Below are 17,506 nucleotides of genomic sequence, written 5' to 3' on the forward strand. Positions count from 1 at the left end.
TTGGTTGAATATGCTTTTATATTATCGAAAAAACAATCATGTTAATCATGGTAACATTTTCGTGTCATAAAACCTTACATCTTTTTGTCGAAAATTCTTGATTGCTAAAAGTTTTTAGAATATAATCTTCTTATTGTTAAAAAGAGGGGGCAATGCAATTATGGATTTTTTAGCTAAGATAATTGGGGATGTAAATAATGTCCTTTGGTCATATATCATTATTGCGATGTTAATTGGGTTAGGACTTTACTTTTCATTTCGTGTGAAATTTGTCCAAGTTCGTTACTTCGGTGAAATGATTCGATTGCTTGGGGATGGGGCAAGTTCGAAAACGAGGAAAGCACAAAAAGAGAAGAGCGGTGTATCATCGTTCCAAGCGTTTTGTATGAGTACAGCTTCTCGCGTTGGAACAGGTAACTTAGCTGGTGTAGCAATTGCGATTTCTGCTGGTGGACCTGGAGCGGTATTTTGGATGTGGCTCATCGCGGTAATTGGGGGAGCATCAGCTTTTGTTGAAAGTACATTAGCGCAAATTTATAAAGTAAAAGATGGAAATACGTTCCGCGGAGGACCAGCGTATTATATGGAAAAAGGTTTAAATAAGCGTTGGTTAGGCGTTATTTTCTCTATTCTAATAACAGTTAGTTTCGGATTGATCTTTAATGCTGTTCAGTCAAATACTGTTGCAGCAGCATTTGATGAAGCATTTAAAACAGATAGCAGATTAGTTGGTATTGTAATGGCTGGTTTGTTAGCGGTTATTATTTTTGGCGGCGTAAAACGAATCGCTCGTGCTGTTGAAATGATTGTTCCAATTATGGCGATTATTTATGTAGGTGTTGCACTGTTCGTTGTTGTGACAAACATTACAGCAATCCCATATGTATTTAAAGAAATTTTCTTACATGCTTTCGGAATTAAAGAAGTAGTAGGTGGAGGATTAGGGGCTGCGATTTTACTAGGGGTAAAACGTGGATTATTCTCAAATGAAGCTGGTATGGGGAGTGCGCCAAACGCAGCAGCGACTGCAAATGTAACGCATCCAGTAAAACAAGGGTTTATTCAAACTTTAGGGGTATTTACAGATACATTATTAATTTGTAGTTGTACAGCATTTATCATTTTATTATCAGATGTACCAGGCGCTGCTGATTTAAATGGTATTCAATTAACACAGCAAGCACTAAGTCAACAGATCGGACCGTGGGCTTCTATATTTGTAGCGGTAGCAATCTTCTTATTTGCATTTAGTTCACTAGTAGGGAATTACTACTATGGTGAAACAAACATTGAATTCTTAAATGGAAGTAAAGTTTTATTAACAGCATATCGCATTGCTGTACTTGGCATGGTTATCCTTGGGTCCGTAGCGACAATTCAAATTGTATGGGATTTAGCTGATTTATTCATGGGTATCATGGCTGTTATTAACTTAGTGGCAATCGTGTTTCTTTCTAAGTTTGCTTTTACAGCGTTGTCGGATTACGTGAAACAGAAGAAAGCAGGGAAAGATCCAGTATTTTATGCAAGCTCTATTCCAGGGCTGAAGAATACAGAGTGCTGGGAAGATTCTGCAGTAGAAAAAGAAGAAAAAGCTGTATAATGAGAAAGAGCATCAGGTAAATCTGGTGCTCTTTTTTTGTATTGTACTACAACTGTAATTTTGAATAGATTAAAATTCCGCTTTATGAAAAAGACGAACATTAATATATTTTTTTATGTGAATTGTAATTTTTTTAAGAAATATGAAGATGCGAATTAGAATTTATGTTAGAATGTATAAGGTCTTTCCAGATAAGAGATAAAACGGATTTTAAGAGGCGATATGCATGTTTTTACGTGTTAGGTGAAAGTTCGGATTATTTCTTGTTTAATATGGTCAGACGTTCAACGTTTAATAATTTGCTAGAGCGTTGAATTAGGTTTAAATGGAGGATTTTATATATGAAATTTGTTATGTTTCTTGTAGGATTACTTGTTGTATTTATACTCGGTTTTCTTATAAGTACGGATCGAAAGAAAATTAAGTATAAACCAATTGTGGTTATGCTTGTTATTCAGTTGGCATTATCGTATTTCTTATTAAATACACAAATTGGTTATATTTTGGTAAAAGGAATTTCTGACGGATTTGGAGCATTGCTTGCATATGCGGAATCTGGAATCGTTTTCGTATTTGGTGGTCTTGTGAATAAAGGAGAGGTTTCGTTCTTCTTAACAGCATTATTACCAATCGTGTTCTTTGCTGTATTAATTGGAATTCTGCAACACTTTAAAATTTTACCGATATTTATTCGTTCAATTGGTACCCTTTTAAGTAAAGTAAATGGTCTAGGGAAACTGGAATCATATAATGCAGTGGCAGCGGCAATCGTTGGCCAAGCAGAAGTATTTATTACAGTAAAAGATCAATTAAGCAAGATTCCGAAACATCGTTTATATACGCTTTGTGCATCTTCAATGTCAACGGTATCGATGTCAATCGTTGGTTCTTATATGAAAATGATTGAGCCGAAATATGTAGTAACAGCACTTGTATTAAATTTATTTAGTGGCTTCATCATCATTCATCTTATTAACCCGTATGATATTACAGAAGAAGAGGATACACTTAAGTTAGAAAACAAACAAAAGCAATCATTCTTCGAAATGCTTAGCGAATATATTATGCTTGGATTTACAATTGCGGTAACAGTAGCTGCGATGTTACTTGGTTTCGTAGCGTTAATTACAGCGATTAACAGCTTGTTCGATTCTATTTTCGGTATTACATTCCAAGCTATTTTAGGATACATTTTCTCACCACTTGCATTTGTAATGGGTATCCCGCAAGCAGAAATGGTAACAGCGGGACAAATTATGGCAACAAAATTAGTATCAAACGAATTTGTTGCGATGCTTGATCTGGCAAAAGTAGGGGGAGAATTATCAGCTCGTACAGTTGGTATTCTATCTGTATTCCTTGTATCGTTTGCGAACTTCTCATCTATTGGGATTATTGCTGGGGCAACGAAAGGGATTGATGAAAATCAATCAAACGTTGTTTCTTCATTCGGATTAAGACTTGTGTATGGTGCGACATTAGTAAGTATTTTATCAGCAATTATTGTTGGAGTTATGTTATAGAAATGAAAAGGCAGTGAGCATGAGCTTACTGCTTTTTTGTATTCTTTAAGAATACAAAAATATGTAAATGGGATTGGGGAGAGAGAATAGTAAATGAGATTTTATTAGCGCAAATTAAAATATATCAGTGATTCGACAAATGATATCGGCATTTCGACAAATAACAACAATGAATATATGGCATCGGGAGAGAGTAAAGGGATAAATTAACATATCATTTCTTTGAAAAATTATATTGCATTTCGTTTAGATAACGCTTACAATCTGTTTATAGGTGGTATCAGTTTCATACTTTAAATCGAGTAGGGAAGAAGAGACTACTAATTATAAATTGCAATTTATGTAAACGCTTACTGATTTAGGTTACAGTAAATAATATTTTAAGGGTTCTTATTTTTTAATATCAATGGTCAGACGTCATTCGTTGGACAACCAATATCTCATGGAAAGTGGAGGATTCACATATGAAACTAGTTATGTTTCTAGTCGGTTTACTTGCTGTATTTGTACTAGGTTTCCTTGTAAGTTCAGATCGGAAGAAAATTAAATATAAACCAATTGCAATCATGCTTGTGATTCAATTGGCATTAGCATACTTCTTATTAAATACAAAGATTGGATATGTATTAGTAAAAGGGATTTCAGATGGTTTTGGTGCTATTCTAAAATACGCAGAAGTAGGGGTTAACTTCGTATTTGGTGGTTTAGCGAATGATGGACAAGCACCGTTCTTCTTAACAGTATTATTACCAATTATTTTCTTAGCAATATTAATCGGGATTTTACAACACATTAAAATTTTACCAATTATTATTAAAGCAGTTGGTTTCCTATTAAGTAAAATTAATGGTTTAGGAAAACTTGAATCATATAATGCAGTAGCAGCAGCAATCGTTGGTCAAGGTGAAGTATTTATTACAGTAAAAGATCAATTAAGCAAATTACCAAGAAATCGTTTATATACACTTTGTGCATCTTCTATGTCAACAGTATCGATGTCAATCGTCGGTTCTTATATGAAAATGATTGATCCAAAATATGTAGTAACAGCACTTGTATTAAACTTATTTAGTGGATTCATTATCGTTCATATTATTAATCCTTATGATATTAGTGAAGAAGAAGATATCTTAGAATTAGAAGAAGATAAGAAGCAAACGTTCTTCGAGATGTTAGGCGAATACATTATGCTTGGATTCTCTATTGCAGTTACAGTAGCAGCAATGTTAATCGGATTCATTGCATTGATGGCAGCAATTAACGGTTTGTTCGATTCTATTTTTGGTATTACGTTCCAAGGTATTTTAGGTTATATCTTCTCGCCATTAGCATTTATTATGGGTATTCCAACATCAGAGATGCTACAAGCAGGACAAATTATGGCAACAAAATTAGTGACAAACGAATTTGTTGCGATGCTTGATTTAGGAAAAGTAGCTGGTGATTTATCAGCTCGTACAGTAGGTATTTTATCAATCTTCCTTGTATCATTTGCAAACTTCTCATCTATCGGTATTATTGCAGGTGCAACGAAGAGTATCGATGGCAAACAAGCAAACGTTGTATCTTCATTCGGATTAAAGCTTGTGTATGGTGCAACATTAGTAAGTATATTATCAGCGGTTATCGTTGGGGTTATGCTATAAAAAAGCAATGAGCTTGGGCTCATTGCTTTTTTACTATGTTCGTTTAAAGGAAGGCTGTTCCCAGTATGTAAAGAATCTCCATACATATTCAACAGGTCCTATATGGAATGTTTTGAGCCAATATGTACTGAGGGTTAGTTGCAGTACATAAATGAAGATTGCTAAAATTATCGCACCGAAGAAACCAATCTTGCTAGCTAAATCAAATGAGTAAGAATAAAAAATAGTTGTTGCGATGAATGACTGCATGAGGTAGTTTGTAATAGACATCTTTCCGATATTCGCCATAAGTTGAAATAGTTTTGTCAATTTTTTATAGTGAGATAATAGAATGATAGAACTTGCATAAAAGATAGCAATACCTAATGGAACTGTTGAGTCGTTTAACATAACCAATATAGGATGATCTGTCATTAGTGCTAAAATCTTCACAGAAAAGGAAACACTACCGCTTATAATCCATATTTTTTGTATGGTTCGTATATGTTTAGCGAGTTTAAATAGCCACCTTTTTTTGCCAATGTACATGCCGAATAAAAAAATTGGTAGTAGACTAATTCCCCAGTCTAATGCATCTGTAAATATCTCTACAAGTTCACTTATTGGTTTTCTTTTAGAATATTCATCAAATATTCTAAATTGTACATGATCTAGATAGCTACCTTCCTCATATACTTTACGTTCTACTCTCTCATAATCAGTATTTTCAATTGAAACGTTGTCATTCTTTTCTTTAGGATAGTGAATGGGTATAAAGATAAGAAAGAAAATACTTCCCCATACAAGTAATGTTTTTGGTTTTCGATTTATAAACAGAGTTAAAATAATACCCATTGTTCCATAAGTAAGTAAAATATCGCCTGACCATAAAAAAATCGTATGTAGGAGACCGAAAACTATAAGTATACTCATTCTGCGGAAATAGATTGAAAGAAAAGAACGATTGTTTCTCATTATTTTTTGTTGCAACATCACGATGCTAACTCCAAATAATAATGAAAATAATATAATAAAATTAGAGGTCCCGAAAAAATTAATAAATGATTCCATACCTTTGTCTAGAAAGGGAATTATATAGTTTGAATCATAGTTACTTGAAAAGTACAGCATATTTACTAAAAAAATACCAAAGAGAGAAAAACCACGAATTGTATCAATTACTTCGATGCGTTGATTCATATAAGATAAAATACTCCTTTGATCATAAGTTTTAAATTATTATATTACGATTTTTGATTAATAACAATTGACTGTTCAAAGGAAGTTTTTATTTTACACAATTGTACATTGTGTTATTCAATTTTCATAAAAATAGCCCGTTAATTATAAAAATTAAGGGGCTATTTTGTTTACTCAGCAGGAGGAGTAAACGTACGTTTCTCTAATTCAGCATCTAACATAAATAGAGCGTTAGAATCGCTTGTAATGCGTTTTAGTTTTTGAATGATGCTATCGAAAGAAGCTTCTTCTTCAACTTGTTCATCAACGAACCATTTCAAGAAAGTAATTGTAGCGTGTTCACGCTCGTCCCATGCAATATCAGATAAGTTATAAATACGCTTTGTTACTTCACGTTCGTGTTCTAATGCAATTTCAAATGCGCTTAAAACAGATTCGTAGTCATTGTTTGGATTTTCAAATCCAGTAATAATCGCACGCTCTCCGCGGTCATTAATATAATTGTAAAGCTTCATTGCATGGAAACGCTCTTCTTCTGCTTGAACAAGAAAGAAATTTGCAAATCCATCATAGCTTTCTGCTGTGCAGTAAGCAGCCATTGCCATATAAACATGGGCAGAATAAAATTCAAAATTCATTTGATCATTTAGTGCATCGTGTAATTTAGTAGATAACATAAAAATCCTCCCTTGTATAATATCGGTAATATTATATCATAAATGATAATATTCTCATTTAGTTTCTCCCGCATTAACGGGCAGTAATACTCCTATCTCAATATTCAGTGAAAAAGAAGGAGACGGTTAGGAGGGAAATTGCACGTAAAAGCCTGATTGGTTAGTTTCACTTTACTTGGAAACGTTTAGATAGTTTTTCTACATGTGCCTCCATAATATCTTGTAAGTCTAAATCATATTTTTGAGAAAGAATAATAAGATTAGCAAGTACATCCCCAAGTTCTTCTTTTAACTCTATTTTCAATTCTTCTTCTTGTTTTTCCTGCTCATCTGGGCGATCACGTCCAATTTCAATCGCGCGTACAACGCGTGAAACTTCGCCGACTTCTTCTGTTAAGAAATTTAAGCGAATAAAAGAGTTATATTGTGACCAGCTTCGTTTTTCGTAAAAATCCTCGACCCATCTTTGAAATTCAGCTATATTCATTTCTTTCTCATCCCCTCAATATGTTGTACAATGTTCATTGTATCATAACAATATATAGTTTTGGGGTGTAGGTATGAGAAAGGTTTGTGTGTTTGCAGGTTCTAATCTAGGAGAGAGACCTGAGTTTAAGGAGCAAGCAATTAAGCTTGGGGAAGTACTTGTTCAAAATAATTGCGAATTAGTATATGGCGGCTCATGTGTTGGCTTAATGGGAGAAGTAGCGAATGAAGTGTTACGATTAGGCGGACGTGTAACAGGTGTAATGCCTCGTGGTTTATTTCGCGGAGAGATTGTGCATGAAGGCTTAACAGAGTTAATTGAAGTGGAAACAATGCATGAACGTAAAGCGAAAATGGGAGAGCTAGCAGATGCATTTATCGCGTTGCCAGGTGGCTATGGAACATTTGAAGAATTGTTTGAAGTAGTATGCTGGTCACAAATTGGAATTCATGACAAACCAGTTGGTGTATTAAATATTAAAGGGTTTTATGAGCCAATTTTGCAAATGGTTGATCGCGCAGCAGAAGAAGGGTTTATGAATCCATCTAATAAAGAGTTAATTGTTTCAGCGACTACTGCTGATGAATTGATTCAGAAAATGCAAAATTACAAACGACCTGTTATGGGGAATAAGTGGAAGCAGTTATCATAATCCAAATACATAGATCGATTGTAGAACACATGTCATTTTTATTAAAATGACATGTGTTTTTATTTTAGGAATTATGTTAGCATTTTTGTGTATTGAGATTATAGAATATTAAGCCTTGACGAGTGGAGGAGAGCGTGTGGAAGAGGTTATGTTTCCGGAGTTTACATTTTTACGGCCTATCTTTATAAGCTGTATAGCTATTTTAGTTCTTGTCATGTTAGTTATTACATATCAAAGGAAAGTGCTTATTAATGGATTTTCTTTATGGCTTATTATACTAATTTGTATTGTTGTTTCAGGAATAACCCTCTTTATGTCAGGGTTTATCGTCGATGAGTATAATTTAAGTGGAGATGAACAATCTTTTTATATGTTTTTAGGGATTATTGTTATTAGTATTTTGAATGTAATCATTCATTATATAAAAAAGGGAAGTAAATAATATATGAAAAGGCATTCCATATTATTTCGGAATGCCTTTATCAGTTTTATTATCTTGTTTCTTATATAAGTACCAACCGCTCCAACCACCAGCGATGGCAAGAACAATGAGGAAAGGATAACTTCTTGTGTCTACGGTCAGATTGAAAAAATTTGCTATACCTAAGGCACTTCCAACAGTTAGTAAGGCGAAAAATGCTCGAATCAAATAGTCTTTCAACTGAACCACTCCCGTCATTTAATAGTGATACTAGAATGTTCTATATACCTAAATGATAAATAAAAGAGTAACTTAGGAAAAAACTGGTTTTTCTATATTTTAACATAAAATCGCCCGAAATATATAGATATAATAATAAAACCCTCTCAAGTTAAATTGAGAGGGTTTTATGGAGTGGTTAGCTTGAACGAGCCGCATGCGCTTTTAGAGATATCCAGCTCCAGCGGCAAGAATGTTCGGTGGCTTCGCTTTTTCCTGCGAGGCAAAGAACGCCTCTACGTCAAAAGCTCCATCTCCCTCACATTCTGAACGAGCCGCATGCGCTTTTAGAGATATCCAGCTCCGGTGGCAAGCTCTTCGTGTCTAAGAACCTTCCACATAAGAAGGCAAAAAGCGCCTTCTATGCGAAAGAACCTTAGCCAGTCAGAGCTGAACGAGCCACCTGCGCTTTTAATGGTATCCAGCTCCAGCGGCTAGAATGTTCGGTGGCTTCGCTTTTTCCTGCGAGGCAAAGAACGCCTCGCAGGAAAAAGCTCCATCCCCCTCACATTCTGAACGAGCCGCTTACGCTTTTAGTTTAAGAATGCGCGTAGCATCCAAGCGTGTTTTTCTAGTTCTGTGTAGATGCCAAGTAGTAAATCAGATGTCATTTCGTCGTCAGCGCCTTGTGCGATTTCCATACCTTTTTTCAATTCAACTAACATCATTTCGTAGTCTTTCATAATTGCTTCTACCATCCCTTCTGCAGTCTCTCCATAAGCCGCTTCTTGAACAGAAGATAGTTCTAAGTATTCTTTCATTGTTGCTACTGGTTTACCGCCAATTGCTAAAATACGTTCTGCAATTTCATCGATGTGTTCAGCTGCTTCTGTATAAAATTGTTCGAATTTCTCATGTAGTGTAAAGAATTGAGGTCCTTTTACATACCAATGGAAGTTGTGTAGTTTTGTAAATAATACGTTCCAATCTGCTACTTGTTTGTTTAATACTTCGATTACTTGTGTGTTCATATGATCAATCTCCTTTTGAGTTGTTTATTATGTTATATTGTTTACTAATTTATAATTATTATAATCTAGTAATTGGTGTAAATCAACCTTTTTCCAAACATTATTTTTGAACGTTTTTTGAACTAGGTGTAATGTGATATTGCAATATGTGTTTATTTTTTATCGTATTGTGGCATATGTATAGGAAAAGGGATTTTAGAAAGGAGAATGGAGGTCAATGGAACTCCAGTTTCAAAACGTATATCAGCAGGCTGGGAATTGGTATGTGCTGGATTCAGAATTTCCGTGGGATATTCAGCAGGTGCAAAATGATGTATTTTCATTAATTGAGAAACGCGAAATTCCAGTTGTTTTTTGCGATACGTGTGATACAAATAATGTACTTGTAAACTTAGGTGAAGAGGAAGAAGAGTTTTTATTTCCTTTAAATGGTTTTTATCATAAAGAAAGACAAATGATTTTTGTTTGCATGTGGGAACAATATGAACAAGTGCTCAAAACTTTACTTCATGAGTTCCGTCATTCGATGCAGCATGAAAATAATGTATTGTATATAGAAAAAGAAGTATACGAGGCACGTTGGATTGAAAGGGACGCTAGGGCATTCGCTGAACGTAAAATGAATGAATATATGAGAAGGAATATAAACTAACGTATAGTGGTGGGAACATCACTATCTTTTTGTTTATCGCTTACTAAAATAAAGTAGTTGACAATTATAAAGTTTAGTTCTAAACTAAAGACATCAAGCAAGCGAGGTGATGGAATGAAAGCAGAAGAAAGACTTGGGTTGTTATTATGGTTTCGTTTATCACGCTTTTATAACAGAAGCATTCGCGAGACAAATCAACATTTGAAAGAGTGGAGCTTATCAGCTGCTCAGTTTGATGTGTTAGCTCAAATTGGGGGACAAGATCGCTTAACGCAGCAGGAGCTTGGGAAAAAGCTATTTGTTACAAAGGGAAATATTACGCAGCTTTTAAATAAGATGGAGCAACTAGGTTGGATTAAGCGAGAACAAGAAGGTACTACGAAATATCTTTCGTTAACAGAAGAGGGAAAAGCTTTATACGAAAAAACTGTTCCGCCACAAGAAACGTTTCAAGCAGAACAATTTAATAAATTAGATCAAAATGAACAGAAACAATTATTAGAATTACTGAGAAAGTTACAATAAAAAATTTTTAAATAAATATCTCGAATTCGAGATAATATGAGGTGAAGGATATGTTTAAAAAAATTGATCATAAAAATATGGGAAGAGCAAATCACGGTTGGTTAAATACACATTTTCATTTTTCATTCGCAGATTATTATAATCCAGATAATATGAACTTCGGAACACTTCGCGTTATTAACGATGATTTAGTGGCAGCACAAACAGGATTTGATATGCATCCGCACCGTGATATGGAGATTATTTCTTACGTTGTAGATGGTGAATTAACACACCAAGATAGCATGGGAAACCGCGGTACAATTGAGCGTGGACATGTACAATATATGAGCGCTGGTACAGGAGTATTTCATAGTGAGCATAATTTAGGAAATGAAACATTACGTCTATTACAAATTTGGATTTTACCAGATCGCGCTGGTCATACGCCAAACTATGGTGAGTTTAAATTTGATTGGAACAAGCGTGAAAATACATGGTTCCATATGGTGTCTCCAGTTGACGGCGGTGCACCAATTGCGATTCACCAAGACGCAAATCTGTACTCTCTATCGTTAGAAGCAGGAAAAGAAATTAGTTTCCCTGTTAGCGAAGGACGTCAGGTGTATCTTGTACAAATTGAAGGAAGCAGCGTAGTAAATGGTGAGACGCTTGTCATGCGTGATGCAGCAGAAGCAGTTGAAGAAGATATTCGTATTCAAGCAACAGAACAATCACATTATTTAGCAATTGAGATGAAAAAACAATAAGAGACAATATAAATAAAAAAGAAATAGCGCAGTGAAAATAATGCGCTATTTCTTTTTGTGTTTTCTTAATGTCTCATACGAAACATCTTGAATACTTTTAAGACTAGAATGAAAAATAGATTTGCTAATGCGGTACCGATAAAGAAAATAGCGAGAACAAATTCATTTAGCCCGTTATTGAACAAAAACTGAGCATAGAAGAGGACAGCAAATATTGTTGAAACGATAGCCGGTAGAAAATATGTGATTGTTTTGTGCCGTAGTTTGATGAACAGGAGGAAAGTCGCTAATAAGGTTATCGGACAGAAGGAATACATAATTATTTGAGCTAACATGATCTCACCACCTTTCAAAGTTAAAATATGATTCAAGTTAATATGCAATGTTAGCTTGATTTTTATGTGTAGATTTCTTTAAATATACTCCGATTGGAATTTTCTGGGGGAATTATAAGAAAATTTTTTCTCAATATTTTTTGAAAGGATATATTTTCCTTTTCGCGAAATGTATAAAAGTGTCAAAAAATTTTTGGGGAATGGGGAGTGTTAGATTGAAAAAGCAAGTCGTTTCATCAGCATTAGCTTTATCCGTTATCGCAGCAGGTTTTGGGGCATTTGGAGCAACAAAAACACAAGCGGAAGAACAAAAAGTTCAATACCACCAAGAATTTAAAACACCAGCTTACATAGGTGAGGAATGGAAAGCTCCAAAAGGATTAGATAAAAAAGAAACAGTATTTCAGTACTTAGAGAGTAAGAAGGACATGTTTAAATTAGCAGGAAATATTGATAAACACTTTAACATTGTTGGGGAAGAAAAAGATGCTGAATCAGGTACAACACATGTGAGGTTAGTAGAGAAACATAATAACATTCCTGTGTATGGTTCAGATCAAACGGTGGCACTCGATAAAGACAATAATGTAAAAGCATTCTTCGGGCAAGTTATCCCGAATTTAGAAGATAAAAATATTCCGGCTGCAGCGAGCATTACTGATGAGAAAGCGGTAGAAATTGCGAAAGCTGATATTGAGAAAGAAATTGGCAAAGTAAATCAATATGATGGTATTAAAAAAGATTTATATGTGTATGAAAAGGATGGACAATATTATCTTTCATACCTTGTAAAAGCATCTGTTTCAAAACCAGCTCCAGGTTACTGGCATTACTTTGTTGATGCAACAAATGGAAATGTGATTGAGAAATATAACGCAATCGATCATATTACTGGTTTTGGATATGGTGTTTTAGGACAGAGAGAATCATTTGAAATTGCTCAAGATGCAAAAACGGGAGCATTCAATTTATTTGATGGCAAACGTGGAAAGGGTGTTCATACGTTTGATGCACAAAATATGGATGAGAACTGGTTTAATATTTTCTCACAATGGTTTGGATATACAGGTGAAGAAATAGAAAGTAAATCAAAGTTCTTTGAAGATAAAGCTGCTGTCGATGCGCATGTAAACGCAGGAAAAGTATATGATTATTATAAAAAGGTATTCCAACGTAATTCTTTTGATAATCAAGGTGCGAAGTTAATCTCTACTGTTCACGTAGGGGAAAGTTGGAATAACGCTGCGTGGAACGGGATACAAATGATGTATGGAGATGGGGATGGAAAAACATTTGTTCCATTATCTGCAGGCTTAGATGTTATTGCACATGAGTTAACGCATGCTGTAACAGAGCATACAGCAAATCTTGAATATAAAGATGAGTCTGGTGCATTAAACGAATCGCTATCGGATATTTTCGGTGCGATGGTAGACCGTGATGATTGGGAGCTTGGGGAAGATATTTATACACCAGGTAAACCAGGAGATGCACTGCGTTCCTTAAGCAATCCGGCTTCTATTCCAAATCCATTAAAACCAACTGAAGGCTATCCAGATCATTATGACAAACGTTATAAAGGAACAGCTGATTATGGTGGTGTTCATATTAACAGTAGTATTAATAACAAGGCAGCATATTTAGTGTCTGAAGGTGGCACTCACTATGGTGTGAAAGTAAATGGCGTTGGCCGTGAAGCAACAGAAAAAATTTACTATCGTGCTCTTTCCAAATATTTAACTGCAAACTCTAACTTTAAAATGATGCGCCAAGCGGCACTTCAATCTGCGGAAGATTTATACGGTAAAAATTCGAAAGAAGTACAAGCTGTAACGAAAGCTTATGATGCAGTTGGTGTAAAATAGAAGAATAGTATGTGTATCGTTCTTTAATGGATAAGCTACCTTGTTTTCCCCTGTAAAAGCTACAGGGGATTTTTTTATCCCGCATTAACGGGCAGTAATACTCCCACCTCAAAATTCGGCGGGAGCAAAGAAGTTAGGTGGGAGATAAACTGCCCGTAAAAGCCCGATTGGTGAGGGCTGAGAATCAGTGGGGGATGAAGAACCCCCCACTGATTAAAGTTTCACTTTATATTACGTTTTACGAGCTATTGTTTCCTTATCTAACCTCCCCGTTTGAGGATCTTCCTGCTCGTTAGGACGGGGGCTTATTACGTTATGATGGGATAAAAAAATAAGAAGGATGTTTAAATAGAAAACATCCTTCTCAGCTTTTTATGTTAATCGCGAATGCCTAATGCGATTTTCGCCATACGTGACATACGCTCTTTTGACCAAGGTGGATTCCAAACCACATTGACCTCTATTTCATTTACCTCTGGTACATTTGTAGATAATACTTTTTTGACATCTGATACGATTTGTCCTGCCATCGGGCAACCGATTGAAGTCATTGTCATTGTAATAACAGCATTATTATTTTCATCTGCTGTAACGTCATATACTAATCCAAGATTAATAATATCAACGCCCAATTCAGGATCGATAACCGCTTCTAAATTGGCATATAATTTTTCTTCGAATTCTTGCGACATGCAACACACCCCTAATATTAATGATATCCATTCTCATTATAAAGGAAATAAGATAAAGATGCAGTGAAATAGCTCACAGTGTTTTTTTACAATCTTTCCTATACTGATTATAAGTATGTAGGGAGGAGCGAGATGGAAAATGAATTATGATGAAAATCCTTTTATTGTAATATGGGAAGTTACAAGAGCTTGTGAATTAAAATGTCTGCATTGCCGAGCGGAAGCGCAGTATAGGAGAGACCCGAGGGAACTAACTTTCCTTGAAGGGAAAAGATTAATTGATGAAATATATGAAATGGATAAGCCGATGCTCGTTTTTTCTGGTGGGGATCCGCTTATGAGGGAAGATATTTATGAGTTAGCAGATTATGCAGTTCAAAAAGGATTACGCGTTTCGATGACACCTAGTGCGACCCCAAATGTAACGAAAGAGGCGATTCAAAAGGCGAAAGAGGTTGGACTTGCACGCTGGGCTTTTAGTGTGGATGGCGCTACAGCTGAGACACATGATCGTTTTCGAGGCGTGGCAGGATCTTTTCAGCTTACGATGGATGCGATTCAATATTTAAATGAATTGGAGATTCCTGTACAAATCAATACCACCATTTCTAAGTACAATATTCATGAAGTAGAAGAGATGGCGGCGCTCGTTGAAAGGTTAGGTGGTGTACTATGGAGTGTGTTTTTCCTTGTTCCAACTGGAAGGGGAAGTGTAGAGGATATGATCTCACCAGTAGAACATGAACTTGTATTTCGTAAGTTATATGAAATAGGTAAAACGGCGTCGTTTGATGTGAAAACAACAGCTGCCCAGCATTATCGGCGCGTTGTGATGCAACAAAAGAATAATCAAGAAATTCGTTATGAAGATGCACTCCAAAACGGTTTAACCGGAAAAATTGATGGTTTAGGACGAGCACCAAAAGGCGTAAATGATGGAAACGGTTTTGTTTTCATTTCGCATATTGGCGATGTATATCCAAGTGGATTATTGTCAATTCAAGCTGGAAATGTGAGAGAAAAACGGTTAAGGGATATTTATCGTCACTCACCAATTTTTCAAGCATTACGTAATCCAGATGGCTATAAAGGGAAGTGTGGGAAATGTGAATACCGCTATATATGCGGGGGCTCTCGTTCTAGAGCATATGCGATAACCGGTGATTATTTAGAGAGCGAACCTTACTGTATATATGTACCGAAAGTTTTGCGAAGAAAAATGTGAAATTCCTATTGTCTTTTTAGGATGCATCATGTATACTTCTAATTAGTTGATAACGATTATCACTATCAACTAAACATTACTCTTCGTTATGTTGGTCATACCCCTTTTGACTGCGTAAAGTCAGAGACAAAATGTTGAAATACCTTGTGTCCTATTCTACAGAATTATGGTAATCTCCAACCTCAACTTATATGCGTTAAGCATGCAAAAAGGATCCTATCCGTGAAGGGATCCTTTTTGCATTATTTTGTTGCAATTAATGTGTAAAGTCCAGGAATACGTTCTTCGATTCCTTCTGGAGCGGAAGTGGGGAAAACCCAGCGCTGATGTGAGCCACGTTCTTCAATAAGGTTTTCAATATGCATATTTGCTCCTGCAACCTCTGTAATAATTTTTCCTAACGTCCAGCGACGAATCATCGTTTTAGGTAGTGTTTCTTGTCTTGCTTTATCAAGTAGAATGCTATAAGCAACGTGATCCTCAATGACTTCTTCAGAGAAATAATCCCCGCTTGCTTTAAACTTTTGATCATCTATTGCTAATAATTTTGTATAAAGAGGATGATAGTCACGAAGTATAAAAGTACCACCGTCTTTTAGAAGTTCTGAGATTAATTTAAAAAGTGGCTTAAGATCTAAAAAGTAATGAAGGACACCGAGCTCTAACAAAACAACATCAAATGGTGGAGAAGGGGTTATTTCGAGTACATCTGAAACGATGTATTCAATAGACACTCCAGCAGCATCTGCTAGCTCAGTTGCATACTTCGCGTTGCTTTCAGAAATATCTACAACAGTTACGTCAGCACCTAATAACGCGAGGGCTACAGCTTTATTACCTTTAGAGCCAAGTAAATTGATGATCCGTTTCCCTTTAGGGTTTTGAATGTAAGGTAAGTAATAGGCTACTTCATGAGCAGGATCTTGCAGAAGTTTTTTTGCGTATTCTTTTGGAGTACCGTGCCGATTCGTCCATGCTTCATAGGCAGCTGCACTCCAGCCTTTTTTATTAATTGTACTTAATTGTTTTTGATTCAATAGAACTCCTCCTTTTTCTGAACATATAAATATTCGGAAGGGATTTTGAATTTCCTGTTTTAAAAAATAAAAGTTTGATTTTTCTGTATTTTATTCGTAAAATACATGTTATATATGAAAAGCGTTGAAAAGGAAAAATAGAATGAAACCATTCTTTCCAGAGAGCTTCGTTAGCTGAGAAGAAGCAAGAATATTCATTTGAACAATGGCCTTTGAGCTGCGTCCTGAACTTATCAAATGATAGTAGTAGGTGGCGACGAGAGTTGATTCTCGTTATCAAAATCACAGTATAAGAGCATGTTTTGCTCCGTACTTGAGGAGGTCAGCTATGTGAATAGTTGACGAAATAAGGTGGTACCGCGACTGTTTATACAGCCCCGCCCTTATCTTTTTTAGAAGATAGGGGCGGGGCTTTTTTATATTTAAAAGGAGGAATGGAAGATGAGTATTTTTATTGGAGGAGCTTGGCCGTATGCGAATGGATCTTTACATCTTGGTCATGTTGCAAGTTTATTACCAGGAGATATTTTAGCGCGTTACTATAGAGCGAAAGGAGAGAAAGTTCTTTACGTATCAGGAAGTGATTGTAATGGAACACCAATTGCCATTCGGGCAAAACAAGAGGGAGTTAGCGCAAAAGAAATTGCTGATCATTATCATGAAGAATTCCAGCGATGTTTTCAGCATCTTGGGTTTACGTATGATTGTTATACACGTACAGATGCACAGCATCATCATGAAACGGTACAAAAAATTTTCTTACGCTTGTTAGAAGAAGATTTTATTTATAAAAAGACAGTTGAGCAAGCATACTGCGAAACATGTACACAATTTTTACCGGATCGGTATGTGGAAGGAATTTGTCCACATTGTCATGAACCATCTCGGGGTGATCAATGTGATGCATGCTCAGCCATTTTAGATCCGCTCGATTTATTAGAAAAGAAATGTAAGTTATGTGGAAATACCCCACATCCATCAACTTAAG

16 protein-coding genes, 2 pseudogenes and 1 other annotated feature are annotated in these 17,506 nt (G+C 35.6%); of the genes and pseudogenes, 11 read left to right on the forward strand and 7 right to left on the reverse strand.

The window, feature by feature from the left end; translation table 11 throughout:
• The first annotated feature begins 160 nt into the window (after positions 1 to 160).
• The 3 genes from CN373_RS24310 (at position 161) to CN373_RS24320 (ending at position 4,772) form a co-directional block, all read left to right on the forward strand.
• The gene (locus CN373_RS24310) at positions 161 to 1,603 is read left to right on the forward strand and encodes an alanine/glycine:cation symporter family protein (protein WP_000346369.1); all 1,443 of its coding nucleotides are present in this window, start codon (positions 161 to 163) and stop codon (positions 1,601 to 1,603) included.
• Between the two features lie 341 nt (positions 1,604 to 1,944).
• Entirely contained in the window at positions 1,945 to 3,126 is a 1,182-nt protein-coding gene (locus tag CN373_RS24315; protein ID WP_000673837.1) for a NupC/NupG family nucleoside CNT transporter, read from the forward strand.
• Between the two features lie 464 nt (positions 3,127 to 3,590).
• Positions 3,591 to 4,772, forward strand: a complete 1,182-nt coding sequence (locus tag CN373_RS24320; RefSeq protein ID WP_098360334.1) for a NupC/NupG family nucleoside CNT transporter — start codon at positions 3,591 to 3,593, stop codon at positions 4,770 to 4,772.
• Between the two features lie 33 nt (positions 4,773 to 4,805).
• Here CN373_RS24320 and CN373_RS24325 read toward each other — a convergent pair whose 3' ends face one another.
• The 3 genes from CN373_RS24325 to CN373_RS24335 all read right to left on the reverse strand — a co-directional run bounded on the left by CN373_RS24325 (position 4,806) and on the right by CN373_RS24335 (position 7,115).
• Positions 4,806 to 5,951 carry a DUF418 domain-containing protein gene (locus CN373_RS24325; RefSeq protein ID WP_001076163.1) on the reverse strand — a complete coding sequence of 382 codons (1,146 nt, stop codon included), beginning with the start codon at positions 5,949 to 5,951 and terminating at the stop codon, positions 4,806 to 4,808.
• Positions 5,952 to 6,121: 170 nt separating this feature from the next.
• A complete protein-coding gene (locus CN373_RS24330) occupies positions 6,122 to 6,628 on the reverse strand; it encodes a ferritin (RefSeq protein ID WP_000953326.1) in 507 nt (168 codons plus the stop codon).
• A 166-nt stretch (positions 6,629 to 6,794) separates the two neighbouring features.
• On the reverse strand, positions 6,795 to 7,115 hold the full coding sequence (locus tag CN373_RS24335; protein ID WP_098360335.1) for a MazG nucleotide pyrophosphohydrolase domain-containing protein: 321 nt from the start codon (positions 7,113 to 7,115) through the stop codon (positions 6,795 to 6,797).
• Between the two features lie 73 nt (positions 7,116 to 7,188).
• Between CN373_RS24335 and CN373_RS24340 the strand changes: the two genes are divergently transcribed.
• Positions 7,189 to 7,767: a TIGR00730 family Rossman fold protein gene (locus tag CN373_RS24340; RefSeq protein ID WP_001233199.1), complete on the forward strand. Its 579-nt coding sequence runs from the start codon at positions 7,189 to 7,191 to the stop codon at positions 7,765 to 7,767.
• A gap of 148 nt (positions 7,768 to 7,915) precedes the next feature.
• On the forward strand, positions 7,916 to 8,209 hold the full coding sequence (locus CN373_RS24345) for a hypothetical protein (protein WP_033664834.1): 294 nt from the start codon (positions 7,916 to 7,918) through the stop codon (positions 8,207 to 8,209).
• Between the two features lie 21 nt (positions 8,210 to 8,230).
• On the opposite strand, the gene CN373_RS24350 is transcribed toward CN373_RS24345, so the two are convergent.
• Together CN373_RS24350 and CN373_RS24365 are read right to left on the reverse strand one after the other, a co-directional pair.
• Complete coding sequence (locus CN373_RS24350) at positions 8,231 to 8,428, reverse strand: hypothetical protein (RefSeq protein ID WP_000656339.1); 198 nt, start codon at positions 8,426 to 8,428, stop codon at positions 8,231 to 8,233.
• Positions 8,429 to 9,000: 572 nt separating this feature from the next.
• Positions 9,001 to 9,438, reverse strand: coding sequence for a Dps family protein (locus CN373_RS24365; protein WP_001097210.1), 438 nt, complete (start codon positions 9,436 to 9,438; stop codon positions 9,001 to 9,003).
• Positions 9,439 to 9,655: 217 nt separating this feature from the next.
• Between CN373_RS24365 and CN373_RS24370 the strand changes: the two genes are divergently transcribed.
• From CN373_RS24370 to CN373_RS24390, 4 genes are all read left to right on the forward strand, one after another.
• Positions 9,656 to 10,090 (forward strand): DUF3920 family protein, encoded by a 435-nt coding sequence (locus CN373_RS24370; protein WP_098360336.1) that lies wholly within the window; start codon positions 9,656 to 9,658, stop codon positions 10,088 to 10,090.
• A 114-nt stretch (positions 10,091 to 10,204) separates the two neighbouring features.
• Positions 10,205 to 10,615, forward strand: coding sequence for a MarR family winged helix-turn-helix transcriptional regulator (locus tag CN373_RS24375; RefSeq protein WP_000642651.1), 411 nt, complete (start codon positions 10,205 to 10,207; stop codon positions 10,613 to 10,615).
• 50 nt (positions 10,616 to 10,665) lie between these two features.
• Complete coding sequence (locus CN373_RS24380; RefSeq protein WP_000473163.1) at positions 10,666 to 11,364, forward strand: pirin family protein; 699 nt, start codon at positions 10,666 to 10,668, stop codon at positions 11,362 to 11,364.
• Between the two features lie 550 nt (positions 11,365 to 11,914).
• The gene (locus CN373_RS24390; RefSeq protein WP_033664835.1) at positions 11,915 to 13,564 is read left to right on the forward strand and encodes a M4 family metallopeptidase; all 1,650 of its coding nucleotides are present in this window, start codon (positions 11,915 to 11,917) and stop codon (positions 13,562 to 13,564) included.
• A gap of 377 nt (positions 13,565 to 13,941) precedes the next feature.
• Here the strand turns inward: CN373_RS24390 and CN373_RS24395 are convergent, their stop codons facing one another.
• Positions 13,942 to 14,256: a metal-sulfur cluster assembly factor gene (locus CN373_RS24395; RefSeq protein ID WP_000076465.1), complete on the reverse strand. Its 315-nt coding sequence runs from the start codon at positions 14,254 to 14,256 to the stop codon at positions 13,942 to 13,944.
• 139 nt (positions 14,257 to 14,395) lie between these two features.
• Here CN373_RS24395 and CN373_RS24400 point away from each other — a divergent pair, with 139 nt between their 5' ends.
• Positions 14,396 to 15,481 (forward strand): TIGR04053 family radical SAM/SPASM domain-containing protein, encoded by a 1,086-nt coding sequence (locus CN373_RS24400; protein ID WP_098360337.1) that lies wholly within the window; start codon positions 14,396 to 14,398, stop codon positions 15,479 to 15,481.
• Between the two features lie 216 nt (positions 15,482 to 15,697).
• Here the strand turns inward: CN373_RS24400 and CN373_RS24405 are convergent.
• Positions 15,698 to 16,518: pseudogene (locus CN373_RS24405) on the reverse strand (class I SAM-dependent methyltransferase).
• A gap of 115 nt (positions 16,519 to 16,633) precedes the next feature.
• Positions 16,634 to 16,906 (forward strand) — a binding site (T-box leader).
• Between the two features lie 53 nt (positions 16,907 to 16,959).
• On the opposite strand from CN373_RS24405, the pseudogene CN373_RS24410 reads away from it, so the two are divergent.
• A pseudogene (locus tag CN373_RS24410) lies at positions 16,960 to 17,490 on the forward strand (class I tRNA ligase family protein); the annotation flags it as partial.
• Positions 17,491 to 17,506 lie beyond the last annotated feature (16 nt).

This window comes from Bacillus cereus, assembly GCF_002561295.1.
GTDB classification, from domain to species: Bacteria; Bacillota; Bacilli; order Bacillales; family Bacillaceae_G; genus Bacillus_A; species Bacillus_A cereus_S.

Coding starts and splice junctions, on each gene's coding strand:
- CN373_RS24325 (WP_001076163.1), bottom strand. CDS start 5,951: ATGAATCAACGCATCGAAGTAATTGATACAATTCGTGGTTTTTCTCTC.
- CN373_RS24370 (WP_098360336.1), top strand. CDS start 9,656: ATGGAACTCCAGTTTCAAAACGTATATCAGCAGGCTGGGAATTGGTAT.
- CN373_RS24375 (WP_000642651.1), top strand. CDS start 10,205: ATGAAAGCAGAAGAAAGACTTGGGTTGTTATTATGGTTTCGTTTATCA.
- CN373_RS24395 (WP_000076465.1), bottom strand. CDS start 14,256: ATGTCGCAAGAATTCGAAGAAAAATTATATGCCAATTTAGAAGCGGTT.
- CN373_RS24310 (WP_000346369.1), top strand. CDS start 161: ATGGATTTTTTAGCTAAGATAATTGGGGATGTAAATAATGTCCTTTGG.
- CN373_RS24365 (WP_001097210.1), bottom strand. CDS start 9,438: ATGAACACACAAGTAATCGAAGTATTAAACAAACAAGTAGCAGATTGG.
- CN373_RS24345 (WP_033664834.1), top strand. CDS start 7,916: ATGTTTCCGGAGTTTACATTTTTACGGCCTATCTTTATAAGCTGTATA.
- CN373_RS24335 (WP_098360335.1), bottom strand. CDS start 7,115: ATGAATATAGCTGAATTTCAAAGATGGGTCGAGGATTTTTACGAAAAA.
- CN373_RS24315 (WP_000673837.1), top strand. CDS start 1,945: ATGAAATTTGTTATGTTTCTTGTAGGATTACTTGTTGTATTTATACTC.
- CN373_RS24330 (WP_000953326.1), bottom strand. CDS start 6,628: ATGTTATCTACTAAATTACACGATGCACTAAATGATCAAATGAATTTT.
- CN373_RS24380 (WP_000473163.1), top strand. CDS start 10,666: ATGTTTAAAAAAATTGATCATAAAAATATGGGAAGAGCAAATCACGGT.
- CN373_RS24320 (WP_098360334.1), top strand. CDS start 3,591: ATGAAACTAGTTATGTTTCTAGTCGGTTTACTTGCTGTATTTGTACTA.
- CN373_RS24340 (WP_001233199.1), top strand. CDS start 7,189: ATGAGAAAGGTTTGTGTGTTTGCAGGTTCTAATCTAGGAGAGAGACCT.
- CN373_RS24400 (WP_098360337.1), top strand. CDS start 14,396: ATGAATTATGATGAAAATCCTTTTATTGTAATATGGGAAGTTACAAGA.